Below are 21,933 nucleotides of genomic sequence, written 5' to 3'. Positions count from 1 at the left end.
CCCTAATCTTGATGTCAAACGTGCACAGCTTCGATTCAAAGCACGAGCGCTCGCCGAGCGCATATATTTGGAGACCTTCCCTTTGCCTCAACCCATAGCCACCGGGCGCAGCGACGTGCTTTATGTAGGTAGTGCCGCCGGGTTCTCGGGCGATCGCACTGATGCGACCGGCCCGGTCGTCGATGCGCTCATCGAGGCCGCCGGGCCCGCCGTGTTAATTTTCGAGACCTTGGCCGAACGCACGCTAGCCCTCGCTCAACTGGCCAGACGTCAGGACGCTTCAGCCGGCTATGAGCCGCTGCTCGACGATCTGCTCGAACCCATCCTCGGGCGCTGCCTAAAGCATGGCATTCGGATCGTGAGCAACTTCGGCGCCGCCAATCCGCAAGGGGCTGCGCGTCACATTCTGGCTATGGCTGCACGGCTAGGGCTTCGAAATCCGCGCGTGGCTGTGGTCCTCGGCGACGACCTGCTCGCGGAAGACGAGTCGCTATGGCGCGCTCGCCTACCTGATCGCAGCGTGGTCAGCGCCAACGCCTACCTAGGTGCAGAGGCGATTGCCGATGCATTACGCGCCGGGGCAGACATCGTGGTCTGCGGCCGGGTCGCCGATCCATCACTGGTGTTGGGCCCGGCGCTCGCACATTTTGGATGGGCCATGAATGATTGGGACAGACTAGCCGGGGGCACTATGACTGGCCATCTGCTCGAATGCGGAGCACAGGTTAGCGGTGGCTATTACGCTGACCCCGGATTCAAGGATGTGCCTGGTTTGGCAAACATCGGTTTCCCGGTGGCTGAGATCCATGCCGATGGCAGCTGTATTATCGGCAAACCGTCTGGCACGGGCGGGCGTATCGATACGCACTCCGTAAAGGAGCAATTGCTCTATGAAATACACGATCCCAAAGCCTATCTGACACCCGATGTCGTTGCTGACATTGGTTCGGCAACTGTCACCGAAGTCGGGCCAGACCGGGTCCGCCTCACGGGCGTGCGAGGGCATCCTCGCCCCGATGAACTCAAGGTCAATATTTGCTACGAAAATGGGTGGCTGGCTGAAGGAGAAATCTCCTACGCCGGTGCAAGAGCCGAGGCCAGAGCCCGGCTGGCCGCAGATATCTTGCGCGAGCGCCTCAAAGGGTTAGGCCTGCTACGCGTAGACCTGATCGGTGTATTCAGTGTATTTGCGGATGACAGCGGGAAAAGCTATTCACAACGCCAGCCGGGCCATGGACGCGACGTGCGTCTGCGCGTGGCGCTTAGCCATCAAGACCGGACAGCGGCAGAACGTCTGACACGAGAAGTCAACGCCCTATATACCTGCGGCCCCGCGGGCGGCGGTGGCGTGCGCACAAGCATACGGGCACGCCTGGGCTTGGAAAGCTGCACCGTAACGCGTGACCATATTCACATGCGGTATGCCTTCATCGAGGACGAAACCTAATGATTACAGTACCTCTGTATCGTGCAGCTCATGGCCGCACAGGTGACAAAGGTGATCGCTCTAATATAAGCATCATCGCCTGGCGACCTGAATTCTGGGATGTGTTGGTGGAACAGGTGACTGAAACAGCTGTGGCTGAACTATTTGCTTATCGATCCCCCACCCGTGTTCAGCGCTACCTGTTACCCCAGCTGCAGGCCATGAACCTGGTACTTGACGGTGTATTGGACGGGGGTGTTAACAGTTCTTTGAACCTGGATAGCCATGGCAAAAGCCTGTCTTACCTGTTGCTCGATCTGCCTATCCACATCCCCGATGAACTGGCTGCAATACTGATCGGCGAAAACGACACTGACTGACCCGGGGCTTGAAGGCATTCAGGCTACCCTATTTTTATAACGGCCCACAAAGGCTGAAAACCGCAAGGAGACCAACATGAAACGAACTCACTCTGCATGGCGACGTGCCCTACTGGTGGCAGCTGCCACCACCACCTGCCTGAGCCTGCTTCCGCTGGCTGCAAATGCACAAAACAAAAAACTGCTGATCGGCACGACCTCGTCGTCATCGAGCCACTATGGATATTTTGTTGCTGTCTCGCAAGTCATTAATAAACAAATAAAAGGCGTGGACACATCCGTGACCGAGACAGGTGCGACCATGGACAACCTGCGGCGCATGGACCGCAACCAAGTCGACTTTGCACTGGTGACAACCAATGTGATCCATCACGCCAACGCAGGCACCGGTGACTTTGCAGGCAAGCCGAATAACAGCAGATTAATGTGGATCTATACCATCGCGCCCCAGAATGCGATTGTCAGAAAGGATGCCAACATTGCCAATCTGGAAGCACTTAACGGCAAAAAACTCAACACAGGGCTCAAGGGTTCAGCCACCGAAAAAACCACCGACGCCGTTTTTGCAGCGCTCAACATCAAACCCGACGTGGTGCGGGGTTCAACCGGTGAGATTGTCGATGCCGTCAAGGACAATCGCGCGATTGGTTACGTAAAATCAGGTGCAGGCATGAAGCTGGATGCCTCGTCGCGCGAGATAGCGACCTTTACGCCAATTCAGATCCTGGGCTTAAACGACACCCAGCGCGACAAGATCAAAGAAGCCATGCCTGAACTGTCGATGGTCGACGTGCCTGTGGACAGCTCCGTAGGAACTGCGGCCTACACAACGTGGGGCTTTGGTGTGGGCGCAGCCGCCTCTACGCAACTGGACGAAGAAACGGCCTACCAAATCGTCAAGGCGGTGTGCGAAGATAAAACCGCACAAGCTGCCGCGTTCGCCGACGTAGCAGGTGTGGATATTGCCGAGATGACATTAAAGTATGCGGCCTCCCCTCTGCATCCAGGTGCAATCCGCTATTTCAAGGAACGCGGCCTGGACATTCCTGATCGACTCATAGCCCACTGATCGCGACAGGAAAGAAACAGCGATGAATCCCTTGCGCTCCCAGGCGGCAACCGCCCTCACCCTCATTTTGAGTCTATTCGTTCTGGGCACTGCGATCTTCGGCGCACGGGACGCACTGGTTCAGCGATCCCTCTTTTTGGGCCTGGTCATTCTCGTCGCGCTGCTCAGGTACCCATTGTTTAAGGGCTCACGATGGTGGGGGCTGGGGGTTGTGATCGATGTAGCGCTAGGACTGATGGCAACGGCAAGCTGTATGTGGGTCACACTTAACGCAAACACCATCATGAACAGCCTGCCCACGGCGGGAACGCTAGAGATCGGCATGACCATTGTGCTCGTCGTGACCGTGCTCGAACTATCGCGGCGGGCGATCGGGTTGATCTTCCCCGCCATGGTTGCCGTGGGTCTGGCTTATGCGCTGCTGGGTCAGTACATTCCGGGGCCATTAGGGCATCGCGGTTTTGATGTGTATTTCATTACCGAAACCCTCCTTCTGAGCGATATCGGCTTATGGGGTTCGTTGCTCGGCGTAGCGGCAACCATTATTGCCATCTTCTCACTGTTCGGTGCTTTTCTGCTGCATTCAGGCGGCGGCGCGACGTTTATGGATCTGGCACTTCGCGTCAGTGGTCGATCCACCGGTGGTGCGGCCAAGATCGCGACAATTGCTTCGGGGCTGTTCGGCATGGTCAGCGGCAGTGCTGTGGGCAACGTCGCAACCACCGGGGCCTTTACCATCCCCTTGATGAAGCGTCTGGGCTACCCCGCCGCCCTTGCTGGAGCCGTCGAAGCCGTAGCCTCGACGGGTGGCCAATTGGCACCACCCATCATGGGGGCCGCCGCATTTATCATGGCGGAAATTATTGGCACTGACTACCTGTCCATCGCCGCAGCCGCCGTATTGCCAGCCGCACTGTTCTATTGGGGCGTGTTTGCCACCGTGCACGTCACGGCGCAGGAAGAACATCTGGGGCATGTACCTGACGATCAAATTCCAAAATGGAAATCCATTTTGCGTGTCGATCGGCTCGCGTCCATTGTTTTATCGATTAGTGGGCTCACCATCGGGATTTTGCAAGGCATGTCGCTGCAGACGGCGGCGTTTTACGGCATAGCCGGAGCAGTGGCCGGCATGTTCGTTGCGGCAGTTGCTCAGCGACTACAGTCATCCTCAGACGAGAAAGAGTCTGCTACGGAAAATCACCCAAGCATACTCAAACCAATACTGCGCCAGGCTCGCACTGCACTGGATGAAGGCGCAACCGGTCTGATCATTGTCGGCATTTTGCTTGCAGGTGCCCAGATTCTGGTTTCCATGATCAATCTGACTGGGGTCGGCGTAACGCTGTCATCGATGATTGTTGGTGATGGCAACGCGCCTGTACTGGTGATCGGGCTGGTCGTAGCTCTGGTTTGCATGGTGATGGGCATGGGCATTCCGACAACTGCTGCCTATGTGCTAGTTGCTGCAACCCTGGCCCCTGCCTTGATCAAAATTGGGGTCAGCCCGATTGCAGCGCACATGTTCGTCTTTTATTACGCCACGTTGTCAGTCATTACGCCACCCGTGTGCGTAGGCGTTTTTGTGGCAGCTGGCCTGGCGGGAGAGCGCTGGGTGGCCGTGGCACGCCGTGCAGTTATGCTGGGCGCTGTCACCTACGTTATTCCGTTTCTATTTCTGTTGTATCCGAATATGCTCAGCCCGGGCTTTAGCATGGGTTACTTTGAGGCTGCGCTCAGTGGCGCCGTGTTTGTGGCTTCGTTTGCGTACCTGTTTGGCGGCGCACGCATCAGCCGCTGGCGGTTCGTGGACATCATCGTCTGGTTGGCCATTGCCATCGTTGCCACCATTCCAAGCGAGGCGGGTCTGGTGTTGTCGGCCTCAGGTCTGATCGCAATGATCTGGTTTCGGCATCGGAGGCGGCCAAGCGCGCTTCAATCGGCAGCATAAGCCTGAATCATGTGCCCTGCCACTCGGTGAGGTTGCAGGCGGGAGGCACAACTCACAGCCGTGTCGGACAGCGACGATACACGCAAGCCAGTATGCACTGGCGAGTCAGCTACGGCTACCACATCAAATCATCAGGGATTTTGTACGCTGCGTATGGATCATCTTCATCAACTTTAGTGCTGGTTTTATTAACACGCACAATCAGCGAAGGATCACGCTCTGCGATTTTATCGGCCACGATACTAGGCACCAGTTCAGTAGCCTCGCCCAGGCGCACAATAACCAGGCGCCCTGCGATTAACTGCTCGCGAATCTCGGCTGACACATACATGCGTTCAACTTTGGTGCCATAGGTAAAGTTGTAGGCGATGTCACCCCTGCCCTTGGGCTGGCGGCTCTGCTGCACCATTTGCGTAATTTGCGCCATAATCGCTTTCTCGTTCGCGGCAGCAACGCGCTGGGCGTTGAGTTCACGAGTACGCTCCGCACTTTTTTGTTGTGCAGCAAGCGCCGCCACGCGTGCCTCATCAACGCTGGCTATGCCAGCCTGGCGGTCAGCCTTCTTCTGGTTTGTTTTTTCGTGGCTAACCCGTTTGGCTTTATTCTTGTTAACCAGACCAGCCTTTAAAAATTGCTCTTGCAACGACACCATCTTTACCACTCCATATATAACAGCAACACGCGTGGCCGACTTACGGCCGTAAAGGCTTGCTGGCCCGTGCCTATTTAGCCAGCCTACCGGCATTAATTGGTATACATCTGCTCAAGCTGCAATTATCCACAATTTATTGAGCCACATTTACATTAAACCCCATCTGCGCACCAAAACGTGGCACGAGGTCGCGCCCAAGTGATAACCTCAACATCAGAATATTGCCATCGTTCATTGAGATAACGTCATCCAACAAAAACAACGTCGATACCATTGAGGGCCAGACATGGGTATTTCACGCATTAGAAATAAAAACTGGCTGGTGTCCATGATTGCGCTCTTGCTCTTCTTAGCAATGCGCTACGCATCTGCCGAGCCAATGTCCAACGCACAGGAACTGATTCTGGCTGAAAAAGTAGGCGCTTACATAGGGGCAGTCATCATGGCAGACGAAATGACGAAAGGCCCGTGCAAGCGCTATCTAGTAAACCACGACGCATGGCCAAGATACCTGCCAGCGGTGAAGAAGGAGCTGATTCAAACCTTCCCGGCAAGAACCACCTCAGAACTCGCGCAACTATTCATGCAACTAGAGGGTGAGCTGACACAAGACATACGGAATACCGTCAATGACCCGGCGATCAGAGTGCCGGAGGATTGCAAAACGGGTAATGATAAGTTGTATGGCTTTATGGGAAAAGCCATCACAGAATGGAAGTACGCCAAAAGCTATTACGGGCTGTAACAAAACGTTGGCACTTGGCGGTTGGAACGGTGTGATTAACCGTGTGTGATGAGTGCCCATCCCCCTTCATTAATGGCGAAGAGCCGCATTTATTGGGTTCATCCGATGCGGCGCAACAGTTTCCGAGCAACCCCGTCAACGGCTAATAGCGTAACGCTGGTGCGCCAATGATAAAACCAGTGACAGTTTAATGAGCAGAAACAAAAAAGCGCCCAAAGGGGCGCATTTTTGCTCGCTGTTTGGCGGAGACGGAGGGATTCGAACCCTCGATACGGGTATAAGCCGTATGCTCCCTTAGCAGGGGAGTACCTTCAACCACTCGGCCACGTCTCCGAAACAGGACGCCATTCTAGCACGATAATTTCATGCTGGCTTGCGACGCCCAAATTTCTGCATAGGCTGGTATCTAGTAGAGACAATTAGCCTATGCCTGGTACTTAAATAACGGCAGGCGTTTCCTGATCAAGACCGAAAGCCTTGTGCAACGCACGCACCGCGAGTTCCATGTACTTGTCGTTGATGATGACCGAGGTTTTGATCTCGCTGGTGCTGATCATTTGTATATTGATGCCCTCTTCGGACAGCGTACGGAACATCAGGCTGGCTACTCCCACGTGGCTGCGCATACCGATACCGACGATAGAAACCTTGCACACATTTTCATCAGGCACGATGTCAGCCGCACCGACTGCCGGCCCTACCTGATTTTTAAGCAGGTCTAGTGCGCGCGCAAAATCATTGCGGTTTACGGTAAACGAGAAATCAGTTGTGCCGCGCACAGACTGGTTTTGCACAATGGTATCGACGTCAATGTTGGCGGCAGCGACAGGCCCCAGAATTGAATACGCAACACCCGGGGTGTCGGGCACGGAAAGCAGGGTAATCTTGGCTTCATCGCGGCTGAAGGCAATACCCGATACGACGGCAGATTCCATCTTTTTATCTTCCTCGAAAGTAATCAGTGTGCCCGAAGCCATTTCTTCTTCGAGCGAAATCAGGGGGTCAGTTAGTGATGACAGTACACGCACTGGCACCTTGAACTTGCCCGCAAATTCGACCGAACGAATCTGCAACACCTTGGAGCCCAACGAGGCCAATTCGAGCATTTCTTCGAACGAGACAACATTAAGGCGCCGGGCCTCTGGCACTACGCGCGGATCAGTGGTGTACACACCATCAACGTCGGTAAAGATGAGGCATTCGTCAGCCTGCATTGCAGCGGCCACGGCCACGGCAGAGGTATCAGAACCACCACGACCCAGTGTAGTGATATTACCTTCGTCGTCAACACCCTGAAAGCCGGTGACAACAACCACCCTGCCTGCGTCAAGGTCGGTGCGGATGCGGACGTCGTCAATGGAGCGGATGCGCGCACGGGTGTAGCTGGAATCTGTGCGTACCGGAACCTGCCACCCTGTGTAGCTGCGGGCTGCAACGCCCTGCGCCATCAAGGCCATGGCTAGGAGCGCACTGCTCGCCTGTTCGCCCGTGCTGGCGAGCATATCGAGCTCGCGGGTATCGGGTTGCGAAGAAAGCTCTTTGGCAAGGCCCAGCAGACGGTTGGTTTCGCCGGACATGGCTGACGGTACCACCACAACCTGGTGCCCGGCGGCATGCCATTTGGCTACGCGACGCGCGACATTTTGAATGCGCTCAACCGAGCCCATCGACGTACCGCCATATTTTTGAACAATCAGGGACATCTTTTACTCTGCGTTAATGGTTGACGTGTTGCCAAGACCAGATCCGCGCATCGTCAACGACAGCGTAAAACGCCAAATCGCTACGCAGACGGGCAAAAACGGACTATTTTAACGTGTTTTAAGAGGACGGGTCAGGAGCCGTGACGTGGTGGGTGCGGCCCACGGTCAATATGATGGGTTACTCGAGAAACACACGCCCACGGGTGCAACACACAAAGTGCCCCCCGTGCTTGACACGCATCTGGCGATCATGGCCCAAGGCATGCAGACCGCGCATCTGTCGCATTAAATCGTGCAGGCGCGCATCGCTGGGCATACGCAACCCCACCTGCGCCAGCCAGTAGCGCAACACCAAGGCCTGGCGAGGTGGCGACAGCCTGCGCCATGCTGCCAATGAAAAGCTCCGTTGTTCACTGTCAGGTTCAAGCCCCGAGAAATCGACGGCGGCCACCTCGTCAAGCACCTGGGCTGTCTCGGCAGTCTGTCGAGCATGCCGTGCAAGTATGCCCTGCCAGCCGGGCCAGCGTTCATTCAAATGAGGCGCAAGGCGTTCGCGTACGGCCGCGCGGGTGTAGGCGTCATCGCTATTAGTTGGGTCATGCACAGGCCGCCAGCCAGTAAGCTGTGAAAAGCGCTCGGCCTGTTCAAGAATACGAGCACGATCAATGTCGAGCAATGGGCGCAGATACCTTACGCCCTGACGCAGCGATTCGGGTGACATGGCAGCAAGCCCAGTAGGGCCAGCCCCACGCAACAGACGCAGCAGCACGGTTTCGGCCTGATCGTCGCGATGATGGGCCAGCATGATGGTGTCAACACCCACATGTTCAGCCAGGCCCGCCAGCGATGCATAGCGTGCGTCACGCGCGGCAGACTCAATGCCGTCGCGGCCTGCACCCTTAACCTCTATGCAAACGCTGTGACAGCCTACTCGCAACAGTTGGCACAGATCATGCACATGCGTCTGCCACACATCGGCATGGCTTTGCAATCCATGGTGAACATGAAAACAATGAAGTTCAATACCGCGCTGCTGCGCAACCAACACGGCGTGTGCAGCCAGCATGGCTGAATCGGCGCCGCCGCTCAACGCAACGGCGAACCGTACCGGCAACCCAGACAAGCCATTGAGCGCCCCGTCAATGGCTTTTAGAATGGATGTGTCACCAAACCCCTTGGAAAGGTTGCCGGTACTCATGGAGTACCTAGTGCGCTTCCTGGAAGCGGCCGTATGACATGAGTCGTTCGAGCCTGTGTTCGATAAGCTCATCGGGCTCCATGCCTGACACCTGTCTTAGGGCATCGGCCAACGCACGATTAAGCTGACGCGCCATCATGGAAGGGTCACGATGCGCGCCGCCTACTGGCTCGTTGACGATGCGGTCAACAAGACCGAACTCTTTAAGACGCGGTGCAGTAATGGCAAGGGCTTCGGCCGCCACTGAGGCCTTATCGGCACTGCGCCACAAAATAGACGCGCAACCCTCAGGTGAAATGACGGCATAGGTTGCATATTGCAGCATCATGACCACATCGCCGACGGCAAGTGCCAGGGCGCCGCCTGATCCGCCTTCACCAATAATAGTAACGATAATGGGCACCTTAAGCTCAGCCATTGCATACAGATTATGGCCAATGGCTTCAGACTGGCCACGTTCTTCGGCACCAATGCCTGGGTATGCACCCGGGGTATCAACAAAAGTAAAAATAGGCAGCCGGAATTTTTCAGCTAGCCTCATAAGACGCAAGGCCTTGCGATAGCCCTCGGGCTTGGGCATGCCAAAGTTGCGCATGGCACGCTCTTTGGTGTCGCGGCCTTTCTGATGCCCGATAACCATGCAGGGCATGCCATTAAAGCGAGCCAGCCCACCCACAATGGACAGGTCATCGGCATACATGCGGTCGCCGTGCAGTTCGTGGAAATCAGTAAAGATTTCACGCACATAATCGAGCGTATAGGGACGCTGCGGGTGTCGCGCTACCAGTGCGGTTTGCCACGGCGTGAGCTTGGCATAAATGCTTTTGGCGAGCGCCTGGTTCTTTTGCTGCAGGCGCCCGACTTCTTCAGAGATATCGACAGCCGAATCGGTCTGAACGAATCGGAGTTCTTCGATCTTGTTTTCAAGCTCGGCCAGCGGCTGTTCGAATTCCAGGTATGTATTACGCATAAGATCCAGGGTTCCAGATAGAGGCTTGCATAGTCAGTAACGCACGCATGCGGGGTCGAGACTGCGCCACAAGTACCAGGTTGCCACCGTGCGCCACGGAGCCCAGGCCTGTGCCACTTCTCGTGCCTCGAAGCGCGAAACGGGCTCGCCACTGAAGTAGTGTAACGAAATTGCCTTTAGCAGACTTGCATCGTCAAGCGGTAGGATGTCAGGTCGCTGCAGGTTGAAAATGAGAAACATCTCGGCAGTCCAGCGCCCTATTCCACGAATTGAGCACAGCTCTGCAACGACAGCCTCGTCTTCCATAGTTTGCCAGCGCGAGGGCACGACCTTTTTTTCAGAAAAATGCACTGCAAGATCGAGAATGTACTCTGCTTTGCGTTTAGAGAGCCCAGTATGGCTGATATCGGTTTCGGCCGCCTCAATGACGCTGCGCGGCGATGGGTGGCGCCCACAGGCCTCTGTGAAACGCTTCCACATGGTGTCAGCCGACTTCACGGAGATTTGATGCCCCACAATAGCCCGCGCCAGAGTAACGAACGGCGTGGTAGAAGGCCCCAGCCACTCACTTTCATGACGCGGTATTAATTTTTTGAGAATACGGTCGCGACCTTTCAGTTGGGTGGTTGCTTCGTCCCAAAAACCTGGTTTTTCGCGAGCATCTAGACTTTGCGACATTACCTCCCCCATTTTCATGCCCGACGCCATTGCGTAATGCCGCCCGGTTTATCTTCAAGCTCTATGCCTTCAGCATGGAGTACGTCGCGAATGCGGTCAGCCTCGGCAAAATCACGCGCCTTTTTGGCTACGCTACGAGCTACCACAAGCGCGTCAACGTCTTCGGCCGACAGCGAAGAAGCGGCGGCCACGCCCCGTTGATACCGGCTGGCCGACCTGAGATAGGCTGCTGGGTCGCTTTGCAGCAAACCAAGAAGGCCACCAAGCGCGCGTAGCAAGCCAGACACCTCAGCCGAACCGCTGCGGTTGGCTTCTGACGCCAACTCAAACAGCACAGCAATCGCGCCAGAACTGTTGAAGTCGTCGTCCATGGCCTGCCGGAAGGCTTTGGCCGAAGGGTGATCCCAGTTGATCTCTACCTGAGCCGGTGGCACGTTTTGCAGTGCCTGATACAGACGGTCGAGCGCGTTCTGCGCATCGAGCAGATTATCTGGCGTGTAGTTTTGCGGGCTGCGGTAATGGTTGCGGACAATGAAAAAACGCAGCATTTCAGCTTCGCGCGGGTTTGCGTTGTAGTTTGCCTGATCGTCGGGCAAGCTGGCTTCGGCCGAAATAGTGGCGCGTATGGTGCGAAAGTTGCCAAGTGACTTCGACATTTTGTCGGCATCGACCATGAGCGGGCCACAATGCATCCAGATGGACGCCAGTGCGCCCCCGAAAGCCCCTTCAGACTGGGCAATCTCGTTTTCGTGATGCGGAAACTTCAGATCTGGGCCACCGCCATGAATATCAAGCGGCAGGCCCAGCAGGGCTTTACTCATGGCTGAGCATTCAATATGCCAGCCGGGACGGCCTTGTCCGTAGTCGGAATCCCATTTTGACTCGGGTGGCTCATCGACCTTGGCGGCCTTCCAGAGCACAAAATCAAGCGGATCATGCTTGCCCGCCGACACAGCGACGCGTTCGCCTGCCCGCAGGTCATCAAGAGACCGACCAGACAATTTGCCGTAGCCCGGAAAATTGCGCACTGCAAAATTGACGTCACCGTCTTCGGACCGATAGGCCAGGCCTTTATCTTCGAGACGCGAAATAATGGAGAGCATGTCACCCACATGTTCGGTCGCGCGCGGTTCGGCGTCAGGCGGAGCAACCCCAAGTGCCAGTTCGTCAGCATGCATGGCATCGATGTAAAAACGCGTTACTTCGCCTAACCTGCGATTGGTTTCAACTGCACGCCGGATGATCTTGTCATCGATATCAGTGATATTGCGTACGTAAGTCACCGCATACCCACTGGCACGCAGCCAGCGCTGTACCACGTCAAAGCTGACGAGCATACGTGCGTGACCCAGGTGACAGAAGTCGTAGACGGTCATGCCGCATACATACATGCGTACTTTGCCCGGCTCTGCGGTTTTAAGCGGCTCTTTGGTGCGGGAAAGGGTGTTATAAATGTGCAGCATGCGTGAAAATATCTTTATAAAACCAGCCAAGGCAGGCCGGCATCGGCGACGTGCCGCTTGCGTTAAACTCGAAGCGAAACAGCAGACAAGGCTAAAATGGTGGTCGACAAGTATAGCAAGCCGACCAAAGTGGCGCTGTGCCCCCAACGTACCAATCAAGCTGCAGGCTATCAAACCCGGCCTGCCCGCTAACCCTCACTTATAGGTGTGCAAGTCGTGCTTCGGAACTTTTCTCATGTGTTGGCAATAGCCTTATCGATGGGCATAACGCATGCAGGCCATGCCGCTACCCAGGCTGTCAGCCTACAGCAGCACGTTGATCTTAGCGCGTCGATCGAGCACGGTCTAGACCTCTCTTCCTTCGACACCAGCGCGGGAGGCGTATGGCTACCCATCAGGCACGCACCCACCCCAGGCAATGAAAATCTGTTTGACGAATCGTCTCCAAAAGAAGGTGGGTGGAAGGGTTTGGCCGGTTTGCTCGAAGCCCTTACCCCCAACATCGACACCAGCGCTCCGCTGACCTCATCGCAAATTACCGACCGCATCAGCACCATGCTTGATCACGGCCAAAACCACGAAGCACTAAACATCATTGAGCGACGCCAGGCCCAGCTTAATGAACAGGGTTCCATCGGCACCGATGTACAACTGCTGTTTCTGCGTGGGCGTGCTTTATCAGCTCTGGGCCGGCACAATGAAGCCATTTCTACGTATTTGAACATGACAACGCTGTACCCCGAGCTACCCGAGCCCTGGAACAACCTTGCGTCCGAATACGTCAAGCAGGGCAAGCTTGACATGGCTGTCGATGCCCTTACCATGGCACTGAAGGCCGCGCCCAATTACGCAACGGCACAGGCCAACCTGGGCGAGGTGCAGTTAATGCTTGCGCAGCGCTCTTTCGCTGAGGCAGCCCGCCTGGGGGCCCGCAATGCAGCCGCTCGCGCCAGTGAAACCAGCTCGGTTCTCAAGCATTAACCCGGTACGCCGGGCAGCAAGCCCCGCTTGAGGTTCTGCCTTTCGGTATACGTCACCCATTGAAGCACTCTTTTACTTTTTTACCTGGCTACCATCATGTCTTCATTAATCACTATCATTCGTACGCTGAGTCAACCACTACGCGTATTCGGTCTTGTCTGCGCAACCTCCATGGCTCTTTGCGGGCCAGCGCAGGCCGCATCATCAACCCCAACCCAAGGTAATACCATGAGCACATCCCCACGTGTAAACCTGCAAACCAGCAAAGGCGACGTCGTCATCGAGTTGTTTGCAGAAAAATCCCCAAAATCTGTCGAAAACTTTCTCACCTATGTACGGGAAGGCTTTTATGACGGCACGGTTTTCCATCGTGTCATCAATAATTTTATGGTCCAGGGCGGCGGTTTCGAAGTGGGCATGAAACAAAAAACAGTGCATGCCCCCGTCGAAAATGAAGCCAACAATGGCCTTAAAAACGAAAAGTACACGCTGGCCATGGCTCGCACGTCTGACCCACACTCTGCCACGGCGCAGTTTTTCATTAACGTCGCCGACAATGACTTCCTCAACTTTACCGCTCCGACGCCTAATGGTTGGGGCTATACCGTCTTTGGTAAAGTCGTTGAAGGCACTGAAGTGGTCGACAGCATCAAGGGTGTAAAAACCGGCTCTAAAGGCTTCCACCAAGATGTACCCGTCGAAGACGTCATCATCGAGAAAGCCACGGTCGTTGAATAACCTGGCCATCGCGGGCAAGGTGTGGGTCGCCTCTGATATTCATCTGGGGCCCCACGTACCCGCCACCGCCCGCGCTTTTTACCAGTTTCTGGACGAGGCACGTGCCAACGCCGACGCCTTGATGTTGTGTGGCGATATCTTCGACGCCTGGATAGGCGACGATGTGGCAACAACGTGCCCTCCAGACTGGCTGGCCGAAGCACTAAGCAACCTCAGGCAGGTTTCGGCCAGCATACCCTTGTGGCTAGGCCGCGGTAATCGCGACTTTCTGCTCGGAAAGCCATTCGCCGATACCGTCGGCGCACGTATGCTTCCTGATGTTGTCTGTCTGGACACCGACGCAGGGCGCGTGCTGTTGTCTCACGGTGACGAGTACTGCACAGACGACGCTGGCTATCAGCGCTTCCGCCGCCTGGTTCGCAACCCGGTGATCCAGTCAGTATTTCTGAAGCTGAGCCTTGGCGTGCGACGCCGTGTTGCCAACATGGCGAGAAAGCGCAGCAAAGCCTCCAACCAATACAAGTCTGCACACATTATGGATGTGAGCACATCTGCGGTGGAGCAGGCGTTTCGCGATGCGGGTGTTGCCTATATGGTGCACGGGCACACTCACCGCCCCGCTATCCACGCGCTTGATATAGACGGCCAACCATGCCAACGTTTTGTGCTGCCCGACTGGGATTACGACCACAGCGGGGCACCGCGCGGTGGCTGGCTGATTATTGATGAGAATGGCCTGCACCTGCACCAAGCGCCATTGTTTGACCAAGGCCCTAGCGGTATACCAGCCACAGCATAACAACAATACCCAGCGCGATACGATACCAGGCAAACGGCCGGTAAGTGCGTCGTGAGATAAAGCGCAGCACAGCACGCACCAGAATCAGCGCACTGAAAAACGCGGCAATAAACCCAATAACAATTGCGCTAATCTGCGTGTCATTGAGTGCGTCGGCGTTACGGTACAAGTCATAAACCGTGGCCGCCAACATGGTGGGCATGGCAAGAAAAAACGAAAACTCAGTGGCGGTCTTTCGCTGTATGCCGGCCATCATGCCGCTGATAATGGTCGCCCCCGAACGCGAGGTACCTGGCACCATGGCTATGCACTGCGCAAACCCTACGACAAGCGCTTGTTTCCAGGTGATCTGTTCAAGCGCAAAAGCGGTGGCATGTTGGCTTGCTACCGTCTCGGTAGCGGCATCGTTGTGCTCAGAAGGCGCACCATGCTTGGCGTATTGGGGCTTGCGCTCCACCCACAGCATGATTAAACCGCCTCCTACAAGCATGACCACAAAAATAGCCGGGCTGTGGAACAGTGCCTTGATGTACTTGATGAACAGGCCGCCAATAATGGCGGCCGGCAAAAACGCAATGATCAAGTTGCGCGTGAAGGCGACTTCACTGGCCACCCCTCTTAGGGTGCCTTCGATAAGCGTCCATAAACGCTGGCGGTATATCCAGATGACTGCCAGAATAGACCCAAACTGGATCACCACTTCAAACACTTTTCCATTGCCCGAATCAAAATTGATCCAGTCGCCGATTAACAGCAGGTGGGCTGTGCTCGACACGGGAATAAACTCGGTAAAACCTTCAATAAAACCCAAGAATAAAGCCTTGAGCATGTACAGGGTGCCATCAGTCATAACTAGTGTGATTCCATTTCAGCATCGGGAGTAAACCGACGTTCTATCTGCACGGTTGCGATACGCCGGCCATCCAGCCGCAGTACTGTAAACCGGAAGCTGGCATGAGGTTGCTTCAATTCGCAACTTTCGCCAGGGCGCGGCAAATGCCCGAAACGCTCGAGCAAATACCCTGCCAGGGTTGAATAGGCTTCATCATCCTCGACCAGCCCGTCGATATCGAGCAAAAGTTCAAGGTGATGCAGATCAGTGCCCCCGTCTACGCGCCAGCGGTTTTCACCGTCAGCCGTAACGTCAGGCGCTTCGTCTTCATCGGGGAAGTCACCCGCGATGGCCTCAAAAACATCAATGGGCGTAACCACGCCTTCTATGGTGCCAAACTCATCGGTAACCAGCACCAGCTGCCCACGCGAGCGTTTGAGCATGTCCATAAGCCGCAACACACCGATGGACTCATGCACAATGACAGGATCACGCAAACGATTCAGGCGTATTTCTCCCTGACTGATCAGATCGGCGATCATCTCTTTGGCACGGCCTATGCCAATAACCTCGTCAAGCGAGCCGCGGCAGACTGGAAAGAAACTGTGCGGTGACTTAATGATTTGTGCTCGCAGCTGTTCGGCAGTGTCGTCAAGATCAATCCATGAGACCTCAGTGCGCGGCGTCATGATGGAGTGAATTGACCTGTCGGCCAGCGTCAGCACCCCACTGACCATATATCGCTCTTCATCGCCAAACACTTGCATCGGCGGAACAGGCCCGACAGGCTGTCGTTCGGCGCGAACGACTGGCTGCTTGCCCAGCATGCGCAGTACCCCTTCAGCCGTGCGCTCCCGCAATGGACGGCGCGCATCAAGCTTGCGCATGTTACGCCTGGTCATTTGATTGAGCACTTCAATCAGTACCGAGAAGGTAATGGCAGCGTAAAGATAACCTTTGGGCACCGGGAAGCCGAAACCTTCCGCTAACAGTGAAAAACCAATGGTCAGCAGAAAGCCCAGACAAAGAATAACCACGGTGGGGTGAGCATTGACGAACTGCGTTAGCGGCTTGGAGGCAACCAGCATGAGGCCGATGGCGATAACCACGGCGGCCATCATGATGGCAAGATGATCAACCATGCCCACAGCCGTAATAACCGCGTCCATGGAAAATACAGCATCAAGAATGACAATCTGGGTAACGATTACCCCGAAACCGACATGCTGCCGCGCCCCCGACGAGTGTGCGGTGCGCCCCTCGACACGCTCGTGGAGCTCAAGGGTACCTTTGAGCAGCAGAAAAAAGCCGCCCACAATAAGGATGAGATCACGTGCTGAAAACTCAAGCGGCCCAATTACCAGCAGTGGCTTGGTAAGCTTGATCAGCCATGACATGATGGACAACAGGCCCAAGCGCATGAGCAGGGCTAACGAAAGCCCAACCACCCGCGCCCTGTCCTGCTGGTCAGGGGGCAGCTTGTCAACCAGAATGGCGATGAAGATAAGGTTGTCGATACCCAGGACGATTTCAAGAATCACCAGGGTAAGCAGGCCCACCCATGCGGCAGGCTCGAGCATCCACTCCATCAGAAAGCTCCCGACAGAGGCATTAGTTCTGCAGGTGGCCCAGCATTTGCGGGAAGAGCTTTGGCGCAGCCGCCACGACGCTGCCGGTGTTCATCCAGCTTTGTTCACCTTCGAAATCGCCGACCAGGCCGCCAGCCTCAACCACGAGCAGACTGCCCGCAGCCATGTCCCAGGGCTTGAGCTTGTAGCCGCAGAAACCGTCAAGACGGCCTGCCGCGACATAGGCTAGATCGAGCACTGTCGAGCCCAGACGCCGCGCCGCAGCACACTCGGACAACAGGTTTTCGAAGCGGGTGCCCGTGCTGCCCGAGGCAGAACGAGGCACGTGCGCGCCCAGCAGCGCATCGTGATAACGCATTTGGCCCGATACACGTACCCTGCGATCGTTCAAAAACGCACCGCCCCCGCGACTGGCTGTAAACAGCTCGTTGCGCGACGGGTCGTACACCACGGCCTGTGTTACCTGCCCCCGGTGCGCGAGCGCAATGGAGACGGCATAAATGGGCACACCATGAATAAAATTTGTGGTGCCATCGAGAGGGTCAATAATCCACTGAAACTCGGCCTGCTCGCCCTCGCCCTGCCCCTGCGCCAGGCGCAAGCCGGTTTCTTCGCCCAGAAAACCATGGCCGGGATATGCTGTGTGCAAGATTTCAATAATGGCTTCTTCAGCAGCGTGATCCACTTCCGTGACATAATCTTTGGGCCCTTTACGCGATACTTGCACGCGCTCCAGGTCAAGGCTGGCACGATTGATAATTGTGCCGGCACGGCGTGCCGCCTTGATGGCGGTATTGAGCATCGGGTGCATAAGATTCCGTATTTTTAAACAATTTCTGTCATTGCCAGGGCAAAAAAAAGCAAGCCGCAGCAGGCAATTGACACTATAAACCTTCTATTTTAATTTACTTCCGTCTCTCTTTCCTTGTCCTTACTCCGTCAGGCGCAGATTTCTGCAAAAAATGAGCCAAAACACCTCCATCGAGACTTCTTCTTCCTTCCAGCATGTGCGCTTCATCATGGTGCACCCCAGCCATCCAGGCAATGTGGGTGCGGCCGCGCGAGCCATCAAAACCATGGGCTTTCATGACCTTTGCCTGGTGGCGCCCCGCTTTGCCGATGTGCTGCAACAACCTGATGCTATATCGCTGGCCAGCGGCGCCACTGACGTACTGGCCTCTGCACGTATTGTAGATACCTTGCAACAGGCCCTGGCACCAGTAACCATGGCATTTGCCCTGACAGCTCGTGCCCGCATCATCGGCCCGCCCGCCTGCGACATTCGTGAGGCCGCACACCTGAGCAGCGAACACCTGCAGCAGGCTGACCGTAAAATTGCCATTGTGCTGGGCACCGAGCGTTCAGGCCTTACCAATGAAGATATCGCCCTGTGTCAGCGCGTATGCCACATACCTGCCAACCCCGAATACAGTTCGCTAAACGTCGCCCAAGCCTTGCAGCTCTGTGCCTGGGAAATGCGCTACGCGCTGGCCAGCAGCGCCGGTATGGCCTTGCTTCCAACAACTGAAGGTAAGCCCGACGCGGGCAACGAACCGGCGCCCAACGAAAAAATCCAAGCCTTGATGGTGCATTGGGAACAAGCCATTACCGAGGTAGGGTTTTTAGACCCAGCCCACCCGAAAAAACTGGTGCCACGCATGCGCCATATGTTCGGGCGCAACGCCATGAGCAGGGATGAAGTCGACATGATGCGCGGCTTGTGTACCGCCATGATTAAAACTGCCCGAAAAACTCGAACCGATAGCTAACGAGCAGACCAGGTGCATTATCACGCCACCTTACGGTGCACACCGTAATGCAAAAACTCCGGCTCGACTGCCGGAGTTTTTGTGTAACGCTTCAGCTGTGCCTGTGGTAGCGTAAGCTGGCACCCTTGTTTTTACTGGCTGCCTCGCCGCACCTGACTGCCCGCAACCCCAATGGCTGCCCCGTCCAACATAAAAAAGGCAGGTCCATAGGTGCCTGGCCAGGCTGCGGTATACCTATGCGCCGCCAGGCCTGTGCCCAGCGACCCAAGTTCTAGCGACTTATCAATCTACCGTGGCGCCCGATGCTTTTACCACGGGTGCCCACCCTTCAACTTCGCTCTTGATGAACTGGCCGAACTCGGCAGGTGTGGTGTCGGCAGGTACAGCGCCCAGATCAGCAAGACGCGCCTTCACATCATCTTTTTTCAGCGCAGCGCGAATAGCTGCGTTCAATTTTTCAACGACGTCAGCTGGTGTGCCTTTGGGTGCAATCACGCCAAACCACGATGACACATCAAACGTTGGAAACCCGGATTCTTGCATGGTGGGAAGATCAGGCGCGTTCTCGGCACGTGCTTCGGTCGTGACGGCCAGTGCACGTAGTTTGCCTGCTTCGACTTGCGGCCATGCCGACGGCATATTGTCGAACATGAAGTCAACCTGACCACCGATCAGATCGGTAACAGCGGGCGAACTACCTTTGTAAGGGATGTGCTGAACGTCTACGCCGGCCAGCATCTTGAAAAGCTCACCGGCCATATGAATCGAGGTGCCGCTGCCCGACGAAGCAAAATTCAACTTGCCCGGATTGGCTTTAGCGTAGTCGACCAGTTCTTTTACGCTTTTTACTGGCACATTGGGGTTTACAACCAGAATATTCGGTACGCGCACAGCCAGCGCAACAGGGTCAAAGTCAGTATTCAGGTCAAAAGACACATTTTTGTACAGTGTCTGGTTGATAGTGCTGGTTACGGCAACCATCAGCAACGTATAACCGTCAGGTTTTGCGCGCTTGACGTAATCGGTGGCAATATTGCTGCCAGCGCCTGGCTTGTTCTCGACAATAACAGCCTGGCCCAACGCTTCAGTCAATTCTTTGGAAAGAATGCGTGCAGTTACATCAGTGGTACCACCGGCTGAAAAGCCTACCACCAGCCGAACAGGCTTTTCTGGGTAAGCAGCAGATGCGGGTGCGGCCGCGCCAAGTGTCATAAGGCCCAGCGACACGGCTGTAAGATAGCGACTGGCGCAATTGAGTGTTTTCAACATTAGAAAGGTCTCCGGTATTCTGTCCACGATTCGGACGAATCTATAATGGCAGCAGCATTTTTGTTTAGGACCGACTTTTTACCAAGCCGCACGTACGCAGAATGGACACTTCCGAAACCGAAGAGAGCAATGTTGGGCCACGCACGCTGAGGCGGGGTTTGCAGCTTTTGCAAACCTTACAAAGCGGCCCGGATGAGGGCCTGACGATTACCGCTTTATCCAGAGAGACGGGTCTTCAACGCCCTACCATCTATCGCCTGCTCGCCGCACTTCAAGATAGCGGATTCGCGCACCAAGTGGCGGGCTCAAAGCGCTATAGCGCCAATCGGCCGGTTGCCTCCGCCTCCATCATCACCACAGACCGGCGCGTTCAGATCGCCTTGCCTGTTATGCGAAAGCTCGCACAACAAACCGGCGATGCTGTCTTTTTGGTGGTGCGAGAAGGCTACGAGTCAGTAAGCCTGTGGCGCGAGATCGGGCCTTACCCGGTGCAGATACTGGCCACGTATGCGGGAAAAAGACAGCCTCTGGGCGTAGGCTCGGGAGGCATGGCATTACTGGCAAAGCTGGATGACGCCACCGTTGAGGAAATCGTCAACCACAACGCCGACAGCCTAGAGCAGTATGGCGGTATGACCGCGCGTGAAATGCGCCAGCTGGTCAACAACACGCGCAGTCGCGGTTACTCAGTAGTAGGAAACTATGCAGTGCGGGGCGCCCTGGGCGTGGGCTGCGCATTGTGCGATACCCAGGGTGTGCCCATACTTTCCATTAGCGCAACGGCCATCACGGATCGCATGCCGGTAGCACGCCAAAAAGAAATTGCCCGTCTTATATCGCAAGGTCTGGCAGCGATTGCGGGTAAGTTTTAACAACCTGTACTGTCACTCACTGCGACCCGTTTTTGTGACGGGCGCAAGGCAGTGGTCGAGGTCAGCCCAGTTTTTAAACTGGGCCAGCACCGGGCAAGGGAGACACTCGCCGCCCTCAACCACTGCCTTACGTTAAACCGAACGACCGGTAATCAGACGCACGAGCACCATTACTATGGCTACGACTATCAAAATGTGAATAAAGCCACCCACGGTATATGACGTGACCATACCGAGTAGCCACAAAATGAGAAGAATAACTGCAATGGTGTAGAGCATAGAGACTCCCTATGTTGTTGTTGGTAATTTGTATTAATTACTTGCTGGCTTCGTGACCAATTACGCCACCGACAGCAGCACCGCCTAAAGTACCCAGCGCGCTACCGCCGGTTAACACCGCACCGCCCGCCGCACCTACGCCAGCGCCGATCGCGGTATTTTTACCCTGACGCGACATACCACTACATGCGCCCAGGCTCGCTAGCATCATCGCTATAACGGTAGCACTCGCTATTCGTTTGATCGGATTCATATTGAATACCCCTTGCTAGTGTTTAGCTCAAGTTCACACCGGAAAAAACCGGATCGCCAGCCATGTAGCAAGCGGCGTGCCTGACGGGTATTGGGCATTCTGTATCTATCTTGCGCCACAGGCCATAAGCATGATTTATCCGAAGCACCAATACGCATATAGAACATGATGAGCCCCGTGGCGGCCGGGCGGAAGTTGAACATGCCGCGCTCCCGACCTGTACTCGTATTAAATAAGGGATGCTCGGGACCAGTACAGAGGCACTAAACACCGCATGCTCCGGGCCAGGACAGTGGTATTGAAAACGGCATGCTATG

General features: G+C 55.6%; 22 protein-coding genes and 1 tRNA gene. 10 read left to right on the top strand and 13 right to left on the bottom strand.

Features of this window, described 5'->3' with window-relative positions; genetic code table 11:
* Positions 1–82 precede the first annotated feature (82 nt).
* The 4 genes from FQ179_RS01090 to FQ179_RS01075 all read left to right on the top strand — a co-directional run bounded on the left by FQ179_RS01090 (position 83) and on the right by FQ179_RS01075 (position 4,826).
* Positions 83–1,447, top strand: coding sequence for an acyclic terpene utilization AtuA family protein (locus FQ179_RS01090; protein WP_255474783.1), 1,365 nt, complete (start codon positions 83–85; stop codon positions 1,445–1,447).
* A complete protein-coding gene (locus FQ179_RS01085) occupies positions 1,447–1,806 on the top strand; it encodes a hypothetical protein (RefSeq protein WP_149395430.1) in 360 nt (119 codons plus the stop codon). The genes FQ179_RS01090 and FQ179_RS01085 overlap by 1 nt, the downstream gene beginning before the upstream one ends.
* Positions 1,807–1,882: 76 nt before the next feature.
* Positions 1,883–2,875, top strand: a complete 993-nt coding sequence (locus tag FQ179_RS01080; protein ID WP_149395429.1) for a TAXI family TRAP transporter solute-binding subunit — start codon at positions 1,883–1,885, stop codon at positions 2,873–2,875.
* Positions 2,876–2,897: 22 nt separating this feature from the next.
* On the top strand, positions 2,898–4,826 hold the full coding sequence (locus tag FQ179_RS01075) for a TRAP transporter fused permease subunit (RefSeq protein ID WP_149395428.1): 1,929 nt from the start codon (positions 2,898–2,900) through the stop codon (positions 4,824–4,826).
* A 115-nt stretch (positions 4,827–4,941) separates the two neighbouring features.
* Here the strand turns inward: FQ179_RS01075 and FQ179_RS01070 are convergent, their stop codons facing one another.
* Positions 4,942–5,478, bottom strand: coding sequence for a DUF2058 domain-containing protein (locus FQ179_RS01070; RefSeq protein ID WP_149395427.1), 537 nt, complete (start codon positions 5,476–5,478; stop codon positions 4,942–4,944).
* Positions 5,479–5,764: 286 nt separating this feature from the next.
* Between FQ179_RS01070 and FQ179_RS01065 the strand changes: the two genes are divergently transcribed.
* Positions 5,765–6,223 (top strand): hypothetical protein, encoded by a 459-nt coding sequence (locus FQ179_RS01065; protein ID WP_149395426.1) that lies wholly within the window; start codon positions 5,765–5,767, stop codon positions 6,221–6,223.
* A gap of 240 nt (positions 6,224–6,463) precedes the next feature.
* Here FQ179_RS01065 and FQ179_RS01060 read toward each other — a convergent pair.
* The 6 genes from FQ179_RS01060 to cysS form a co-directional block, all read right to left on the bottom strand.
* A tRNA-Ser gene (locus FQ179_RS01060) sits at positions 6,464–6,556 on the bottom strand.
* A 104-nt stretch (positions 6,557–6,660) separates the two neighbouring features.
* On the bottom strand, positions 6,661–7,926 hold the full coding sequence (locus tag FQ179_RS01055) for an aspartate kinase (RefSeq protein ID WP_149395425.1): 1,266 nt from the start codon (positions 7,924–7,926) through the stop codon (positions 6,661–6,663).
* Positions 7,927–8,104: 178 nt separating this feature from the next.
* Positions 8,105–9,124 (bottom strand): tRNA lysidine(34) synthetase TilS, encoded by a 1,020-nt coding sequence (gene tilS / locus FQ179_RS01050; RefSeq protein WP_149395424.1) that lies wholly within the window; start codon positions 9,122–9,124, stop codon positions 8,105–8,107.
* Between the two features lie 7 nt (positions 9,125–9,131).
* On the bottom strand, positions 9,132–10,094 hold the full coding sequence (locus FQ179_RS01045; protein WP_149395423.1) for an acetyl-CoA carboxylase carboxyltransferase subunit alpha: 963 nt from the start codon (positions 10,092–10,094) through the stop codon (positions 9,132–9,134).
* Between the two features lie 33 nt (positions 10,095–10,127).
* Positions 10,128–10,772, bottom strand: a complete 645-nt coding sequence (locus FQ179_RS01040; protein ID WP_255474782.1) for a DNA-3-methyladenine glycosylase — start codon at positions 10,770–10,772, stop codon at positions 10,128–10,130.
* 14 nt (positions 10,773–10,786) lie between these two features.
* Positions 10,787–12,235 carry a cysteine--tRNA ligase gene (gene cysS / locus FQ179_RS01035; protein ID WP_149395422.1) on the bottom strand — a complete coding sequence of 483 codons (1,449 nt, stop codon included), beginning with the start codon at positions 12,233–12,235 and terminating at the stop codon, positions 10,787–10,789.
* Between the two features lie 216 nt (positions 12,236–12,451).
* Here cysS and FQ179_RS01030 point away from each other — a divergent pair, with 216 nt between their 5' ends.
* The 3 genes from FQ179_RS01030 to FQ179_RS01020 all read left to right on the top strand — a co-directional run bounded on the left by FQ179_RS01030 (position 12,452) and on the right by FQ179_RS01020 (position 14,753).
* A complete protein-coding gene (locus tag FQ179_RS01030; RefSeq protein ID WP_255474781.1) occupies positions 12,452–13,216 on the top strand; it encodes a tetratricopeptide repeat protein in 765 nt (254 codons plus the stop codon).
* Positions 13,217–13,444: 228 nt separating this feature from the next.
* On the top strand, positions 13,445–13,954 hold the full coding sequence (locus FQ179_RS01025) for a peptidylprolyl isomerase (protein ID WP_188074474.1): 510 nt from the start codon (positions 13,445–13,447) through the stop codon (positions 13,952–13,954).
* The gene (locus FQ179_RS01020; protein ID WP_149395420.1) at positions 13,947–14,753 is read left to right on the top strand and encodes a UDP-2,3-diacylglucosamine diphosphatase; all 807 of its coding nucleotides are present in this window, start codon (positions 13,947–13,949) and stop codon (positions 14,751–14,753) included. The genes FQ179_RS01025 and FQ179_RS01020 overlap by 8 nt, the downstream gene beginning before the upstream one ends.
* Here the strand turns inward: FQ179_RS01020 and FQ179_RS01015 are convergent.
* The 3 genes from FQ179_RS01015 to FQ179_RS01005 are packed head-to-tail and all read right to left on the bottom strand — an operon-like array spanning position 14,728 to position 17,985.
* Positions 14,728–15,603: an undecaprenyl-diphosphate phosphatase gene (locus FQ179_RS01015; protein ID WP_149395419.1), complete on the bottom strand. Its 876-nt coding sequence runs from the start codon at positions 15,601–15,603 to the stop codon at positions 14,728–14,730. The genes FQ179_RS01020 and FQ179_RS01015 overlap by 26 nt on opposite strands.
* A gap of 2 nt (positions 15,604–15,605) precedes the next feature.
* On the bottom strand, positions 15,606–17,174 hold the full coding sequence (locus tag FQ179_RS01010; protein WP_149395418.1) for a TerC family protein: 1,569 nt from the start codon (positions 17,172–17,174) through the stop codon (positions 15,606–15,608).
* A gap of 22 nt (positions 17,175–17,196) precedes the next feature.
* On the bottom strand, positions 17,197–17,985 hold the full coding sequence (locus FQ179_RS01005) for an inositol monophosphatase family protein (protein WP_149395417.1): 789 nt from the start codon (positions 17,983–17,985) through the stop codon (positions 17,197–17,199).
* A gap of 151 nt (positions 17,986–18,136) precedes the next feature.
* On the opposite strand from FQ179_RS01005, the gene FQ179_RS01000 reads away from it, so the two are divergent.
* Positions 18,137–18,943, top strand: a complete 807-nt coding sequence (locus tag FQ179_RS01000) for an RNA methyltransferase (protein WP_149395416.1) — start codon at positions 18,137–18,139, stop codon at positions 18,941–18,943.
* Between the two features lie 282 nt (positions 18,944–19,225).
* On the opposite strand, the gene FQ179_RS00995 is transcribed toward FQ179_RS01000, so the two are convergent.
* Positions 19,226–20,155 (bottom strand): tripartite tricarboxylate transporter substrate binding protein, encoded by a 930-nt coding sequence (locus tag FQ179_RS00995; RefSeq protein WP_255474891.1) that lies wholly within the window; start codon positions 20,153–20,155, stop codon positions 19,226–19,228.
* A gap of 158 nt (positions 20,156–20,313) precedes the next feature.
* On the opposite strand from FQ179_RS00995, the gene FQ179_RS00990 reads away from it, so the two are divergent.
* Positions 20,314–21,084: an IclR family transcriptional regulator gene (locus tag FQ179_RS00990; protein ID WP_149395414.1), complete on the top strand. Its 771-nt coding sequence runs from the start codon at positions 20,314–20,316 to the stop codon at positions 21,082–21,084.
* Between the two features lie 132 nt (positions 21,085–21,216).
* Here the strand turns inward: FQ179_RS00990 and FQ179_RS00985 are convergent, their stop codons facing one another.
* Positions 21,217–21,363, bottom strand: coding sequence for a lmo0937 family membrane protein (locus tag FQ179_RS00985; RefSeq protein ID WP_149395413.1), 147 nt, complete (start codon positions 21,361–21,363; stop codon positions 21,217–21,219).
* 37 nt (positions 21,364–21,400) lie between these two features.
* On the bottom strand, positions 21,401–21,616 hold the full coding sequence (locus tag FQ179_RS00980) for a glycine zipper 2TM domain-containing protein (protein ID WP_188074473.1): 216 nt from the start codon (positions 21,614–21,616) through the stop codon (positions 21,401–21,403).
* Positions 21,617–21,933: the final 317 nt, after the last annotated feature.

The sequence above is a fragment of the Pusillimonas sp. ANT_WB101 genome, assembly GCF_008369125.1.
Lineage (GTDB): Bacteria > Pseudomonadota > Gammaproteobacteria > Burkholderiales > Burkholderiaceae_B > Allopusillimonas.
Note: the sequence above shows the minus strand (reverse complement) of the source record. Positions and strands in the feature narration are given on the sequence as shown.